At 73.8% G+C, this 14,695-nt stretch carries 10 protein-coding genes; 9 read left to right on the top strand and 1 reads right to left on the bottom strand.

Annotated features, from left to right (window positions below):
- Nucleotides 1-111: 111 nt before the first annotated feature.
- Nucleotides 112-2,109 carry a glycoside hydrolase family 15 protein gene (locus tag ACWDCZ_RS21985; protein ID WP_449816731.1) on the bottom strand — a complete coding sequence of 666 codons (1,998 nt, stop codon included), beginning with the start codon at nt 2,107-2,109 and terminating at the stop codon, nt 112-114.
- A gap of 716 nt (nt 2,110-2,825) precedes the next feature.
- On the opposite strand from ACWDCZ_RS21985, the gene ACWDCZ_RS21980 reads away from it, so the two are divergent.
- The 9 genes from ACWDCZ_RS21980 to ACWDCZ_RS21940 all read left to right on the top strand — a co-directional run bounded on the left by ACWDCZ_RS21980 (nt 2,826) and on the right by ACWDCZ_RS21940 (nt 14,688).
- Complete coding sequence (locus ACWDCZ_RS21980) at nt 2,826-4,505, top strand: CTP synthase (protein WP_375875575.1); 1,680 nt, start codon at nt 2,826-2,828, stop codon at nt 4,503-4,505.
- Between the two features lie 95 nt (nt 4,506-4,600).
- Entirely contained in the window at nt 4,601-5,248 is a 648-nt protein-coding gene (locus ACWDCZ_RS21975) for an NUDIX domain-containing protein (protein WP_117490101.1), read from the top strand.
- Between the two features lie 217 nt (nt 5,249-5,465).
- On the top strand, nt 5,466-7,661 hold the full coding sequence (locus tag ACWDCZ_RS21970) for a tetratricopeptide repeat protein (RefSeq protein ID WP_449816730.1): 2,196 nt from the start codon (nt 5,466-5,468) through the stop codon (nt 7,659-7,661).
- 261 nt (nt 7,662-7,922) lie between these two features.
- The gene (gene ald / locus ACWDCZ_RS21965; protein ID WP_049659955.1) at nt 7,923-9,038 is read left to right on the top strand and encodes an alanine dehydrogenase; all 1,116 of its coding nucleotides are present in this window, start codon (nt 7,923-7,925) and stop codon (nt 9,036-9,038) included.
- 425 nt (nt 9,039-9,463) lie between these two features.
- Nucleotides 9,464-10,531 (top strand): ParA family protein, encoded by a 1,068-nt coding sequence (locus ACWDCZ_RS21960; RefSeq protein ID WP_369808367.1) that lies wholly within the window; start codon nt 9,464-9,466, stop codon nt 10,529-10,531.
- Between the two features lie 41 nt (nt 10,532-10,572).
- Nucleotides 10,573-11,136 carry a hypothetical protein gene (locus ACWDCZ_RS21955; protein ID WP_074004691.1) on the top strand — a complete coding sequence of 188 codons (564 nt, stop codon included), beginning with the start codon at nt 10,573-10,575 and terminating at the stop codon, nt 11,134-11,136.
- A gap of 374 nt (nt 11,137-11,510) precedes the next feature.
- A complete protein-coding gene (locus tag ACWDCZ_RS21950) occupies nt 11,511-12,419 on the top strand; it encodes a segregation and condensation protein A (RefSeq protein WP_449816729.1) in 909 nt (302 codons plus the stop codon).
- The gene (gene scpB, locus ACWDCZ_RS21945) at nt 12,416-13,255 is read left to right on the top strand and encodes an SMC-Scp complex subunit ScpB (protein ID WP_375875580.1); all 840 of its coding nucleotides are present in this window, start codon (nt 12,416-12,418) and stop codon (nt 13,253-13,255) included. Before ACWDCZ_RS21950 ends, scpB begins: the two co-directional genes overlap by 4 nt.
- A 62-nt stretch (nt 13,256-13,317) precedes the next feature.
- Entirely contained in the window at nt 13,318-14,688 is a 1,371-nt protein-coding gene (locus ACWDCZ_RS21940; protein ID WP_380779496.1) for a pseudouridine synthase, read from the top strand.
- Nucleotides 14,689-14,695 lie beyond the last annotated feature (7 nt).

Here is a 14,695-nt window from a genome sequence, read left to right as displayed (position 1 = left end):
GCGGAGGAGGGAGCCACTGCGGAGCATTGGCGACCGACGACAACGCGGCGAGGTGCGTGCCCCGGCGTCGCCCCGCAGACGCGAGTTTGAAGACAGGCCCTAGGTCCGCCCCTAGACCGTGGCCCGCTCGGCCCGGTCGGTGGCCGGCCCGTCCGGCTGGGCGGACAGGTACGCCGCGCCGCAGGCGGTCAGCCGCAGGGCGGTGTCGATCAGCGGGACGTGGCTGAAGGCCTGCGGGAAGTTGCCGACCTGGCGCTTGAGGCGCGGGTCCCACTCCTCGGCGAGCAGGCCGACGTCGTTGCGCAGCGCGAGCAGCCGGTCGAACAGCTCGCGGGCCTCCTGGACCCGGCCGATCATGGCGAGGTCGTCGGCCAGCCAGAACGAGCAGGCCAGGAAGGCGCCCTCGTGGCCGGAGAGGCCGTCCACGTTGTTGCCCGACTCGTCGTGGGTGGGGTAGCGCAACACGAAGCCGTCCTCGGTGGACAGTTCGCGCTGGATGGCCTCGATGGTGCCGATGACGCGCTTGTCGTCGGCGGGCAGGAAGCCGACCTGGGGGATCAGCAGCAGCGAGGCGTCCAGTTCCTTGCCGCCGTAGTACTGGGTGAAGGTGTTGCGCTCCGGGTCGTAGCCCTTCTCGCAGACGTCGGCGTGGATGGTGTCGCGCAGCGCGCGCCAGCGCTCCAGGTGGCCGCCGGTGGGCTCGTCCTCGGGGGTCTGCTCCAGGAGCTTGATGGTGCGGTCGACGGCGACCCAGGCCATGACCTTGGAGTGGACGAAGTGGCGGCGGGGGCCGCGGACCTCCCAGATGCCCTCGTCGGGGTTCTGCCAGTGGTCCTCGAGGTAGTCGATCAGGCGCAGTTGGAGCTGGTGGGCGTGGTCGTTGCGGACGAGGCCGGTCATGTGGGCGAGGTGGAGGGCTTCGACGACCTCGCCGTAGACGTCGAGTTGGAGTTGTCCGGCGGCGCCGTTGCCGATGCGGACGGGCTGGGAGCCCTCGTAGCCGGGCAGCCAGTCGAGGGAGGACTCGGTGAGTTCGCGCTCGCCGGCGATGCCGTACATGATCTGCAGGTTCTCGGGGTCGCCGGCGACGGCGCGCAGCAGCCATTCGCGCCAGGCCTTGGCCTCGTCGCGGTAGCCGGTGCGCAGCAGGGAGGAGAGGGTGATGGCGGCGTCGCGCAGCCAGGTGTAGCGGTAGTCCCAGTTGCGTTCGCCGCCGATGTCCTCGGGCAGGGAGGTGGTGGGGGCGGCGACGATGCCGCCGGTGGGGGCGTAGGTGAGGCCCTTGAGGGTGATCAGGGAGCGGATCACGGCTTCGCGGTAGGGGCCCTGGTAGGTGCACTGGTCGGCCCAGTCGTGCCAGAAGTCGGCGGTGGCGTCGAGCATGCCCTCGGCGTCCGGGGCCTTGGGCGCGTCGAGGTGGGAGGCCTGCCAGGTGAGGGCGAAGGCGATCCGCTCCCCGGCGGTGACGGTGAAGTCGGCGTAGGTGGTGAGGTCGCGGCCGTAGGTCTCGGCCCTGCCGTCCAGCCAGACGGAGTCGGGGCCGGCCACGGCGACGGTGCGGTGGCCGCCGTCGGCCTGCTCGACGCGGTGCACCCAGGGCACCACCCGGCCGTAGGAGAAGCGCATCCGCAGTGCGGAGCGCATCCGCACGGTGCCGGAGACGCCCTCGACGATCCGGATCACCTGGGGGACGGCGTCCTTGCCGGCCAGCGGGCGCGGCGGCATGAAGTCGATCACCCGGACGGTGCCGCCCTGGGTGTCCCACTCCTGCTCCAGGATCAGCGAGTCGCCCCGGTAGCGGCGGCGGTCGGCGGGCACGGCCGGGGCGGCGGCGGTGGGCGGGGGCACCCGCAGGTCGGCGGTCTCGGCGATGCGGACCCGTGCGGGCGAGGGGGCCGGGGCCGTCGCGGGGAGGGGGACCGAGGTGACGACGGCCTCGGCCGGGCCGATCCGCCAGAAGCCGTGTTCATCGGTGCCGAGCAGGCCGGCGAACACGGCCGGCGAGTCGAAGCGGGGAAGGCAGAGCCAGTCCACCGCCCCGTCCCTGCTGACCAGGGCAGCGGTCTGCATGTCCCCGATGAGTGCGTAGTCCTCGATACGGCCGGCCACGTGGATCTCCAGTTCGCAATGTGGTCAGGGCATCGGCGAGCGGAGGGAGCGAGCGGTCTGCGGGGCCGGAGGTCCACCCCGGGACGTCCGGCCTGCCGGGGGTGGTGGCGGGCCTTGCTGGAGTGTCCGCGGGGCTCGGTCGAGCCCCTGGAGTGGGTGGGGATGAGCGGGAATACGGGGAGGTCCGGTCGCGCATCGGGGACCGGGAGTGTCCTGACCCTCCCACGCCCTCCGCGTGCTCGTGCTGTCGGCGATGCGTCCGAGCAGCTTACGACGGACGAAAGGGGCGAAGCACGCGGACGCAGCCCGGTGTGGCGCCGCAATTCGGCGGAAATGCCGTGCATCGCGAGGGCGCGGCGCAGGATGGTCCGGAAGGATCACCTCCGCCTGGCCCGGCAGGGGGAGCCGGGATGGTCCGGACGGACACCGCGCTCTGGCCCGGTCCGGCGGGTTGTGCGACCGGTGTGAAACCTGTGGCGTGTGATGCGCCGGTCGTGCGCCCCGCGCGCGCTCCCGGCGCGGTGCGCGTGCCTCGATCGGCGTCCGGGTCGCGTCACTGATACCCTGGTATCCCGTGGACCGGCGGGATCAAACGCCCCGGACCAGCCGAACCGACGACCCAGTGAGCGCCGCGCACCGAGCCGGCCTCCCGTCACGGCGAACCCCGAGCCTCCCGCCCACGTCTGCTTCGACACGCGACCCACGGGAGCCCCCTCTTGGCACAGCCCCATTCCGGCAAGGCAGCGAACGGCCGCGCCGTGACGACCAAGCACCTCTTCGTCACCGGGGGTGTCGCCTCTTCGCTCGGAAAGGGGCTGACCGCCTCCAGCCTCGGCGCGCTGCTCAAGGCCCGCGGCCTGCGCGTGACGATGCAGAAGCTCGACCCCTACCTCAACGTGGACCCGGGCACCATGAACCCGTTCCAGCACGGTGAGGTGTTCGTCACCGACGACGGCGCCGAGACCGACCTGGACATCGGTCACTACGAGCGGTTCCTGGACACCAACCTGCACGGCTCGGCGAACGTCACCACCGGCCAGGTGTACTCGACCGTCATCGCCAAGGAGCGCCGCGGCGAGTACCTGGGCGACACCGTCCAGGTCATCCCGCACATCACCAACGAGATCAAGTCCCGGATCCGCCGGATGGCGACCGAGGACGTCGATGTCGTGATCACCGAGGTCGGCGGCACCGTCGGCGACATCGAGTCGCTGCCGTTCCTGGAGGCCGTCCGCCAGGTCCGCCACGAGGTCGGCCGGGACAACGTGTTCTTCGTGCACGTCTCCCTGCTGCCGTACATCGGCCCCTCGGGCGAGCTGAAGACCAAGCCCACCCAGCACTCCGTCGCCGCGCTGCGCAACATCGGCATCCAGCCCGACGCGATCGTGCTGCGCGCCGACCGCGAGGTCCCGCAGGCGATCAAGCGCAAGATCTCGCTGATGTGCGACGTGGACGAGGAGGCCGTGGTCGCGGCCATCGACGCCAAGTCGATCTACGACATCCCCAAGGTGCTGCACGGCGAGGGCCTGGACGCGTACGTGGTGCGCCGCCTGGACCTGCCGTTCCGCGACGTCGACTGGACCACCTGGGACGACCTGCTGCGCCGCGTCCACGAGCCGCAGCACATCGTCAAGGTCGCCCTGGTCGGCAAGTACATCGACCTGCCGGACGCGTACCTGTCGGTGACCGAGGCGCTGCGCGCCGGCGGCTTCGCCAACAACGCCCGGGTCGAGATCAAGTGGGTCACCTCGGACGACTGTGAGACCCCCGAGGGCGCCCGGGCGCAGCTCGGCGACGTCGACGCGATCTGCATCCCCGGCGGCTTCGGCGACCGCGGCGTCAACGGCAAGGTCGGCGCGATCACCTTCGCCCGCGAGAACAAGGTGCCGCTGCTGGGCCTGTGCCTGGGCCTGCAGTGCGTGGTCATCGAGGCGGCCCGCAACCTGGCCGGCCTGCCCGAGGCCAACTCCACCGAGTTCGACGCCGCCGCCAAGCACCCGGTCGTCTCCACGATGGCCGAGCAGCTGGCCATCGTCGACGGCAAGGGCGACCTGGGCGGCACCATGCGCCTGGGCCTGTACCCGGCCAAGCTCGCCGAGGGCTCGATCGTCCGTGAGGTCTACGGCGGCGAGCAGTACGTCGAGGAGCGCCACCGCCACCGCTACGAGGTCAACAACGCCTACCGCGCGGACCTGGAGAAGACCGGCCTGGAGTTCTCCGGCCTCTCTCCCAAGGGCGACCTGGTCGAGTACGTCGAGTACCCGCGCGAGGTGCACCCCTACCTGGTGGCCACCCAGGCCCACCCGGAGCTGAAGTCCCGCCCGACCCGCCCGCACCCGCTGTTCGCGGGCCTGGTCAAGGCGGCCATCGAGATCAAGACCGCGGTCTCCGAGTAGTCCTCCCCGGTCGTTCACCGAACGGCGGCCCCGCGATTCCCGCGGGGCCGCCGTTCGGCGTTAGATTGTGTCGTACTGACGAAAAGGGGAGAGCGATGGACGAGCAGAGCCGCCAGGGGATCGCCGACGTGGCCGAGGAGTGGGAGGTCCGGGCCGGCGGGACGCCCTTCCAGGGCAAGGTCACCGGGGTCCGCAGCGAGGAGGTCCGGATGCCCGACGGCAGCTGGGCCCGCCGCGACTACCAGACCCACCCCGGCTCGGTCTCGGTGCTCGCCCTGGACGACGAGCAGCGGGTGCTGGTGCTGCGCCAGTACCGCCACCCGGTGCGCCAGCGGCTGTGGGAGCTGCCCGCCGGCCTGCTCGACGTGCCCGGCGAGAACCCGTGGCACGCCGCGCAGCGCGAGCTGTACGAGGAGGCGTACTGCAAGGCCGGCACCTGGCGGATCCTCGCCGACTACTACACCTCCCCGGGCGGCACCGACGAGGCGCTGCGGATGTTCCTCGCCACCGACCTGGCGCCGGCCGAGGGCGAGCGCTACGCGGCCCAGGGCGAGGAGCAGGAGATCGAGGTCGCCTGGGTGCCGGTACCGGAGCTGATCCGGCTGATCCAGGCCGGGAAGCTGCACAACCCGACCCTGGTCACCGGCACCCTCGCCGTGCACGCCGCGCTCACCGGCCCGGACGGGCTGGACGCGCTGCGCCCGGCGGACTCGCCCTGGCCGGCCCGCCCCTTCGAGGCCTGAGTCGGCCGCTCGGGGGACGGCCGGCCGCCGGTCGTTGAGTCGTTGGGGTGATTTGCGGATTCGTACGACCGGATGTCACCTCGGCTGAGCCGGACGGTCGAACTACGCTTCGCAGACAGGGCGCCCGTCCCGGGCCGCCTCCGCTGAACTCCGGAGGCCGGGCACCGGAAGCCGGGTGTCGGATGCCGAGCGCGGGATGACGTCGGGAGTGGCACGGGTGGCGAGGAAGACGGCGACGATGGACCCCGGCCCCGGCGCGCCCGCCGGGGCCGTCCCGGGCCTGGAGCGGCTGCCGGCCGCACCCACCCTGTTCGTCGGGCGGCGCGCCGAACTGGCCGCGCTGCGGGCGGCCGCCGCCCGCCCGGCGAGCGGGCGCTGCCCGGTGCTGGTGCTGGCCGGGCGCCCCGGCTCCGGACGGACCGTACTGGCGGCGCGCTTCGCCCGTACCGTCGCCGCCGACTACCCGGACGGCGTGCTGTTCGTCCGGCTGTCCGCCCCGGACGGCGGCCGGGTGCCGCCCGCCCGGGCCGCCCGGCTGCTGCTGGAGCAGCTCGACCCGCAGACCGCCGTGCCGCTGCCCGGGACGGGCGAGGACGGGCGGGACGAGCCGGGCTGCGTGGCGCTGCGCGAGGCGCTCGCCGGGCTGCGGGTGCTGCTCGTCCTGGACGACGTCCGGGACGCCGGGCAGGTGTGGCCGCTGCTCGCCGACGAACCGGGCTGCCTGGTGCTCGCCACCACGGCCGGGCCGCTCACCGGGATCGAGGACATCGACCCGGTGATCCTCGGCGGGCTGGACCGGCAGGCCTCCGGCGAGCTGCTGGCCGACCTGGTCGGCGGCACCCGGATCTCCTGCGACCCGGTCGGCGGGGCGGACCTCGCCGAGGCCTGCGCCTCCCGGCCGGCCGCGCTGCGGCTGATGGCGGGGTGGCTGCGCGGGAACCCGAAGATCGCGGTCACGGAGGCGGCGCGCGAGCTCAACCGGGTGGTGGGGGAGGAGACGGCGGTCACGGGGGCCGTCGCGGAGCCGGCCGCGGGCGGCGAGGCCGCGGCGGTTGCTTCGTCGAAGGAGAAGGAGAAGGAGAAGGGGAGGGCGCCGAAGAAGAAGGAGGGGGAGCGGGCGGCCAAGGCCTCCGGTGCCCCTTCGGGCGGGCCCGCCGGAGCGGCCGGAGCCGCCGGGCCGGGCGGGGCCGCGCGGGGCCCCTCGGGGAAGGCGGCCCCGGGGAAGCCGGCGGAGGGCCGGGCCGGTGAGCCCGCCGCGGCCGCCGCCGCGGTGACCGAGTCGGCCGGTGACCCGGCGGCCTGGGTGAAGCCCGGCCCGGAGCCGGCCGAGCCGGTGCCCGTCCCCGACAACGATCCGCTGCTCGGCGCGTTCAGCCTGCTGTACCGTGGGCTGCCGGCCGCCCAGGCGCGGATGCTGCGCACCCTCACCCTGGCCCCGGCGCAGACCGCCGACCCGCGCACCGCCTCCGCCCTGGTCGGCTGCCCGGTGCCGGACGCGGCCGCGACGCTGGCCGCGCTGGCCGAGCGGGAGCTGCTCGGCGAGGAGGCGCCGACCGCCGACGGCACCCCGCGCTACCGGGTGCCCGGGCGGCTCTACCCCCGACTGGTCCGGCTGCGCGAGCAGGAGGACCGGCCCACCGAGACCGAGCTCGCCCGGGCCCGGCTGCTGGAGCGGCTGGTCCGGCTCACCGAGTCGGCCCGCGCGCTGCTCGACCCGGCGGCCGGCCCCGGCTCCGGCCAGGACCCGCTGCCCGCCCCGCTGCGGCTGCGCTCGGCCGCGCACGCCCGCGAGTGGCTGCTCGGCGAGCGGGAGCTGCTGCTCGGCGCGGTGGCCGACGCGATCGGCCAGGGCGACCTGGACGGATCGGCCGGTCGGCTGGTCACCGCGCTGCTGCGGGCCCTGCCGCTGACCGGAGCCGCCGCCCCCACCGACCTCTACCGGCTGCACGAGCTGGTGCTGACCGTCGCCGAGCGCAACGGCCGGCCCCGCCGGGCCTCGGCCGCGCTGCTCAACCTGGGCGACCTCCAGGCCTCGGCGGGCCGCTGGGAGCAGGCCGCCGCCCACTACCGGGCCGCCCTGGAGCACGCCCGGAGGGCCGACGACGAACCGCTCTGCGCCCGGGCCCTGGAGAGCGCCGCCAACTGCCACCGGGCGCTCGGCGACGCGGTGCGGGCCGCCGACTGGTACGGCCGGGCGCTCGGCCTGCGGCAGGCGCTCGGGGACCACGCGGCCGAGGCCCGGCTGCTCGCCCGGGTGGCCGAGGCGCACACCGCGCAGCGCCGCTTCGACGAGGCCGACCGGGAGTACCGGGCCGCGCTCGCGGTGCTGCGCCGGCTGGGCGACGAGCGGGGCCTGGAGGCCGTCGGGGGCGCCCTCGCGGACCTGCGGGAACGCGTCGACGCCGGGTGGTGATGGGCCTTTCGGAGGTATTGTCGGAAGTGCCCGGTTACGACGTCTTTGGTGGGTAAGTCGCAGGGGAAGCCTACGAATCTGCCAATGTGTTCGGAAAATTTATTCACTTTGGAAGGCTGACACGCCGCCTGGGCTTCATTACACTCGAACTCAGTCGCGCAGCGATCCCGGCCCCGGGCTGTCCCGGAGGCTTCCCCACGTGCGCGTCGCCCACCGGTCTTCTCCGGTCGGGACCCCCATGGCAAGAGGACGTGTTTAGCCGTGAAGGTCGGCATCCCCCGCGAGGTCAAGAACCACGAGTACCGCGTGGCCATCACGCCCGCCGGCGTGCATGAGCTGGTCCGCAACGGACACGAGGTCTACATCGAGGACAACGCCGGTGTCGGCTCCTCGATCCCGAACGAGGAGTACGTGGCCGCCGGCGCCACCATCCTCCCCACCGCCGACGAGGTGTGGGCCACCGCCGACCTGCTGCTGAAGGTCAAGGAGCCCATCGCCTCCGAGTACCACCGGCTGCGCAAGGGCCAGACCCTCTTCACGTACCTCCACCTGGCGGCCGACCGGGCCGGCACCGACGCGCTGATCGCCTCGGGCACCACCGCCATCGCGTACGAGACCGTGCAGCTGTCGAACGGCGCGCTGCCGCTGCTCGCCCCGATGTCCGAGGTCGCGGGCCGTCTGGCCCCGCAGGTCGGCTCGTACCACCTGATGCGTCCGGCCGGCGGCCGCGGCACCCTGCCGGGCGGCGTGCCCGGCACCCACCCGGCCAAGGCCGTCGTCATCGGTGGCGGCGTCTCCGGCTGGCACGCGGCCACCATCGCCGTCGGCATGGGTTACGAGGTGACCCTGCTGGACCGCGACATCAACAAGCTGCGCGAGGCCGACCGCATCTTCGGCACCAAGGTCAAGACCATCGTCTCGAACTCCTTCGAGCTGGAGAAGGCCGTCCTGGAGGCCGACCTGGTCGTCGGCGCCGTGCTGATCCCGGGCGCCAAGGCCCCGAAGCTGGTCACCAACGAGCTGGTCTCCCGCATGAAGCCGGGCTCCGTGCTCGTCGACATCGCCATCGACCAGGGCGGCTGCTTCGAGGACTCGCACGCCACCACGCACGACGACCCGACCTTCAAGGTCCACAACTCGGTCTTCTACTGCGTGGCCAACATGCCGGGCGCCGTCCCGAACACCTCCACCTACGCGCTGACCAACGCCACCATGCCGTACGTGCTGGAGCTGGCCAACCGCGGCTGGAAGGACGCGCTGCGCCGCGACGCCGCGCTCGCCAAGGGCCTGAACGTGCACGAGGGCCAGATCACCTTCCCGGCCGTGGCCGAGGCCTTCGGCCTGGAGTCGGTCTCCCTGGAGAGCGTGCTCGCCTGAACCCCCTGACCGCCCGGCGGTCGTTCGCCCCCGACCCGATCCCTTCGGGCCGGGGGCTTCGCCGTGCCCGTGAACGGCGGGTGGATCGGGTAGGTCGCTCTGTCGTCAATATCTGTCGGTCACGTCACCCGCCCGCAGAAACGTTGGGGCCGGTGACCCGCTCATCCCTTGACAGCAGCCCGCTCGATAGTCGACACATCCTGCCCACTACCGTGGATTGTGTTGCTGCGAACGCCTTGAACGGCCTAGAGTCGCAAACCGTCGGCATGCTGCCACGCTGACGAATCGACATAGAGTCCTGGATGCCCAAGGAGGTAAGACGACTTGTGAATGAGTCGACAATTGCTCCCGGGGGTGGTCAGCCAGGACTGGCGGCGCTCACCGCCGGCCAGCCGAGTGAGGAGCCCGGGGCCCGGCAGCCCTCCGTGGGCTCGGCCGAGGTCGGCTCGGTCGCACTCCGTACTTTCGAAGCACGCCAGAACACAGCACAGGTGACCACGGTGACCGATCACGACGCCGACTTGGCGGCCTACGGCCTGGCCTACGGCGAGTTCGCCTACGGCGCCTACGACGACCCGGACGCCGAGTACGAGCCGGACCCGGAGTACGCCGCCACGCTGGCCCCCGACGCCGCGCGCCAGCGCCGCGAGCGGGTCGGCCCGACCGGCCGTCCGCTGCCGTACTTCCCGATCCCCGCGCCGGTCGCCGAGCACGGCCCCGCCCAGATCATCGCCATGTGCAACCAGAAGGGCGGCGTCGGCAAGACCACGTCGACCATCAACCTGGGCGCGGCGCTGGCCGAGTACGGCCGCCGGGTGCTGCTCGTCGACTTCGACCCGCAGGGCGCGCTCTCGGTCGGCCTCGGCGTCAACCCGATGGAGCTCGACGTCACCGTCTACAACCTGCTCATGGAGCGGGGCCTGACGGCCGACGAGGTGCTGCTGAAGACGGCGGTCCCGGGGATGGACCTGCTGCCGTCCAACATCGACCTCTCCGCCGCCGAGGTGCAGCTGGTCAGCGAGGTGGCCCGGGAGTCCGCGCTGGCGCGCGCCCTGAAGCCGCTGCTGCCCGACTACGACTACGTCATCATCGACTGCCAGCCCTCGCTGGGCCTGCTGACGGTCAATGCGCTGACGGCCGCTCACAGCGTGATCGTCCCGCTGGAGTGCGAGTTCTTCGCGCTGCGCGGTGTCGCGCTGCTGACCGAGACCATCGAGAAGGTCTGCGAGCGGCTCAACCCCGACCTGCGCCTGGACGGCATCCTGGCCACCATGTACGACTCGCGCACCGTGCACAGCCGCGAGGTGCTGGCGCGCGTCGTCGAGGCGTTCGGCGAGCACGTCTTCCACACCGTCATCGGGCGGACCGTGCGCTTCCCGGAGACCACCGTCGCCGGCGAGCCCATCACGACGTACGCGACCAACTCGGTCGGTGCCGCCGCCTACCGCCAGCTCGCCAGGGAGGTGCTCGACCGGTGCCGCCCCGCCGAGTGAGTCTCCCGGGTGCCGACGAGCTGTTCCGGACCACGGGAGGGATGGCGCTGTCGCCCTCCCTCGCGCCGCGTCCGGCCGCCGAGGCATCCAGACCGGAGACCGCGCGGACCGTCAACGGCCGACCGGACGGCGCCGAGGGCACCGAGGCCGCCCAGGGCGCCCAGGACGACCGGCAGGTGACGCCGGAGCAGCAGGCGGGCGCCTCGGTGCCGGCGCCCGCGCAGCGGTCCGGAGCGGGCGTCGGGCCCGCCGCAGGCGTCGCCGCGGCCGGGCAGGCCGTCCAGGGCGGCCGGAGTGCCGCCCCGGCGGCCCGCACCCACCAGGGCGCCGCCGAGGAGCCGTCCGGTGCCGCCGGCCGTGCCCGGCCGCGCGGCCGCGCGCCGCGCCGGCCCAGCGGCCGCGAGCGGCACGACGAGAAGATCACGGTGTACGTGTCCGCCGAGGAGCTCATGGACCTGGAGCACGCCCGGCTGGTGCTGCGCGGCGAGCACGGCCTGGCCGTGGACCGCGGGCGGATCGTCCGGGAGGCCATCGCGGTCGTCCTGGCGGACCTGGAGCAGCGGGGCGAGGCCTCGATCCTGGTACGGCGGCTGCGCGGCCGGTAGGCGGCGCGGAAGGGCGGCCGGCGGTTGCGCCGGGCGTCGAGGGGGGCCGCGGGCCCGGCGTGGGGAGGCCGCCGGAGCCGTGTCGGGCGCCGCAGGGCGCCGCAAGGGCGGCAGGAGGCCCGCGGGACGCGGGCCGGAGGGCCGGCGACGTCCCGGGTGCCGGAGGGCCGTGTCGGGCGCCGCAGGGGCGTTCCCGGGGCCCGGGGGACCCACCGTGGCCTGTTCGACGGGACGGGTGCGTGCGGAGGGGCTCGTACGGGCCGGTGAGCGCCGGCGGAGCGCCGGGCGGGCGCCGGTCCGGGGCGCGGGTGGCACGGCGTGTCGGTCGGCCCCCGGGCGGGGCCGGAGGCGGCGACGGGTGAAGATGGACCGTCATGCCCAGAACCGCCGGACCAGCCGCCACCACCACCGCCGAGAGCGCGACCGAGAACGAGTCGCGGGGCGGCTTCCGGGTACGGCTGGACAACTTCGAGGGCCCCTTCGACCTGCTGCTCAGCCTGATCGCCAAGCACCGGATGGACGTCACCGAGGTGGCGCTGGCCACCGTGACCGACGAGTTCATGGCGCACATCCGGGCGATGGGCCCCGACTGGGACCTGGACGCGGCGACCGAGTTCCTGGTGGTGGCCGCCACCCTGCTCGACCTCAAGGCCGCCCGGCTGCTCCCGGTGGCGGAGGTCGAGGACGAGGCCGACCTGGCCCTGCTGGAGGCCCGTGACCTGCTGTTCGCGCGGCTGCTCCAGTACCGGGCGTACAAGCGGGCGGCGGCGCTGTTCGGCGAACGCTGGGCGGCCGAGCTGCTGCGCCGGCCCCGGACCGCCGCCCTGGAGCCCCGGCACGCGGAGCTGCTGCCGGAGGTCGTCCTCGGCATCGGGCCGCGGCGGCTGGCCGAGCTGGCGGCCAAGGCGATGGAGCCCAGGCCCGCGCCGGTCGTGTACGTGGACCACATCCACACCCCGCCGGTGAGCGTGCGGGAGCAGGCCTCCCTGGTGGTGGGGCTGCTCACCGAGCTGGGCGAGGCCTCGTTCCGGCGGCTGGTGGAGGACGCGCCGGACGACCTGGTGGTGGTCGCCCGCTTCCTGGCGCTGCTGGAGCTGTACCGGGAGCGGGTGCTCGCCTTCGAGCAGCCGGAGGCGCTCGGCGAGCTGCTGGTGCGCTGGGTGGCCGAGGAGGGGCGGAGCGCGGTCGAGGTGACGGACGAGTTCGACCGGCCGGCCGGTGAGGCCGGTGGAGACGGCGGGGTCGGTGGAGACGGCGGGGTCGAGGAGGGTCGGCGGCGATGAGCGGACGGGACGAGGGCGGCCGGCCGGTGCGGCGCCCGCTGGGGATGCCGGGGCGGCCGAGGGCCGAGGAGTGGCTGGAGCCGGCCTTCGCGCTGCTGCCGGACCCGGTGGAGCCCGCGGGGCCGGTCGGGCCGGTGGAGCCGGCCGGGGCGGTCGTCGTGCACCAGAAGTCGGCCCCGCCGGCCTCCGGTGCCGAGGGGCCCGACGACGCCGGGCTGCGGGCCGACCTGGAGGCCGTGCTGATGGTCGTCGACGAGCCGGTGGCGGAGGAACGGCTGGCCGGCGTGCTGGAGCGGCCCCGGGCCGAGGTGGCCGCCGCGCTGCGCGAGCTGTCCGCCGAGTACACGGCCCAGGGCCGCGGTTTCGACCTGCGGCTGGTCGCGGGCGGCTGGCGGTTCTACAGCCGGGACACCTGTTCCGCGGCCGTCGACCGCTTCCTCCTGGACGGTCGGCAGGCCCGGCTCAGCCAGGCCGCACTGGAGACCCTGGCGGTGATCGCCTACCGGCAGCCGGTGTCCAGATCCCGGGTTTCCGCCGTCCGTGGTGTGAACTGTGACGGCGTGATGCGTACCCTGGTACAGCGAGGACTGGTGGAAGAGGCCGGATCCGAGCCCGAAACAGGTGCGATCCTGTATCGGACGACGAACTACTTCCTGGAACGGATGGGGCTCCGCGGCCTGGACGAGCTGCCGGAGCTCGCTCCCTTCCTGCCCGAGGTCGACGACGTGGAAGCGGAGTCCCTGGAGGGCACGATGATCGCGGAGGCGGTCGCCGCCGCTGCCGCGCAGGCCGCGGACGGCAGTGGCGAGGCCGGTCGGGCCGGGCCCGATCGGTAGGGGGCGGTGAGGTCGGCCGAAACGACCGCACATCCCAGACGGAACGACGTACGGACACTTTGATGCGTAGCAGTGGCAACGGCAGGAACAGCAGCGGCGGCGGTAGCGGTCGCGGCGGACAGGGCGGGGGCCGGGGCGGCGGCTCCTCCTACGGCAGCGGCAGCAGTGGCGGCGGTAGCCGCGGCGGCTCGGGCTCGCGCGGGGGTTCGTACGGCGGCAGCGGTGGCGGCTCCTCCTACGGCGGCGGCCGTGGCGGTTCGGGCTCGGGTTCGAGCGCGGGTTCGCGCGGCGGCTCGTACGGCGGCGGCAGCGGTGGCGGCTCCTCGTACGGGGGTGGCCGTGGCGGTTCGGGCTCGGGTTCGAGCGCGGGTTCGCGCGGCGGCTCGTTCGGCCGTGACGACCGGCGCGACGACCGCCGTCGGGACGACCGTCGGGACGACCGCCGCTACCCGGACCGCCCGCTGCGGCCCGAGGAGCGCCGGTACGACCGCCCCGAGTACGGCGGCGGCCCCAACGCCACCCCGGCCCGCGGCGGCTACGCCGGTCGGCGCCCCAGCCCGGCCCCGCGCCCGCGCCGTGAGGGCCAGGGCGCCCCGGGCGACCCGCGCCGTCAGCCGCAGCGCTCGCGCGAGCTGCAGGCCAAGATCGAGGACGCCGTCCTCGCCCGGCACGACAAGCCGGCCGTCAAGCTGCCCAAGACCTTCGGCGAGCCCGAGGGCGAGCGCCTCCAGAAGGTGCTGGCCCGGGCCGGCATCGGCAGCCGGCGCGCCTGCGAGGAGCTGATCGAGCAGGGTCGGGTCGAGGTCAACGGCAAGCGCGTCACCGAGCAGGGCAAGCGGGTCGACCCGCAGAACGACGAGATCAAGGTGGACGGCCTGACCGTCGCCACCCAGTCGTACCTGTTCTTCGCGCTGAACAAGCCGGCCGGCGTGGTCTCCACCATGGAGGACCCGGACGGCCGCCAGTGCCTGGGCGACTACGTGACCAACCGGGAGACCCGGCTGTTCCACGTCGGCCGCCTGGACACCGAGACCGAGGGCATCATCCTGCTCACCAACCACGGTGAGCTGGCCCACCGCCTCACCCACCCGCGCTACGGCGTGACCAAGACCTACCTGGCCGCGATCCAGGGCCCGATCCCGCGCGACCTGGGCAAGCGGCTGGCCCAGGGCGTGGAGCTGGAGGACGGCTACGCGCGCGCCGACAGCTTCAAGGTCATCTCCAACATCGGCAAGAACTACATGGTCGAGGTGACCCTGCACGAGGGCCGCAAGCACATCGTCCGCCGGATGCTGGCCGAGGCCGGCTTCCCGGTCGAGAAGCTGGTGCGCACCCACTTCGGCCCGATCGCCCTGGGCGACCAGAAGTCGGGCTGGCTGCGCCGCCTGACCAACCCGGAGGTCGGCCAGCTGATGCGCGAGGTCGGCCTGTAGGCCCCGT

It is taken from the genome of Kitasatospora sp. NPDC001225 (genome assembly GCF_053597855.1).
The sequence above is the reverse complement of the archived record's forward strand: the minus strand, read 5'-3'. Positions and strand labels throughout refer to the sequence as shown.

Bases quoted from the DNA above. Each gene is read 5' to 3' on its own strand.
- ACWDCZ_RS21975 (WP_117490101.1), top strand. From the start codon at position 4,601: ATGGACGAGCAGAGCCGCCAGGGGATCGCCGACGTGGCCGAGGAGTGG.
- ACWDCZ_RS21955 (WP_074004691.1), top strand. From the start codon at position 10,573: ATGGCGCTGTCGCCCTCCCTCGCGCCGCGTCCGGCCGCCGAGGCATCC.
- ACWDCZ_RS21950 (WP_449816729.1), top strand. From the start codon at position 11,511: ATGCCCAGAACCGCCGGACCAGCCGCCACCACCACCGCCGAGAGCGCG.
- scpB (WP_375875580.1), top strand. From the start codon at position 12,416: ATGAGCGGACGGGACGAGGGCGGCCGGCCGGTGCGGCGCCCGCTGGGG.
- ACWDCZ_RS21940 (WP_380779496.1), top strand. From the start codon at position 13,318: ATGCGTAGCAGTGGCAACGGCAGGAACAGCAGCGGCGGCGGTAGCGGT.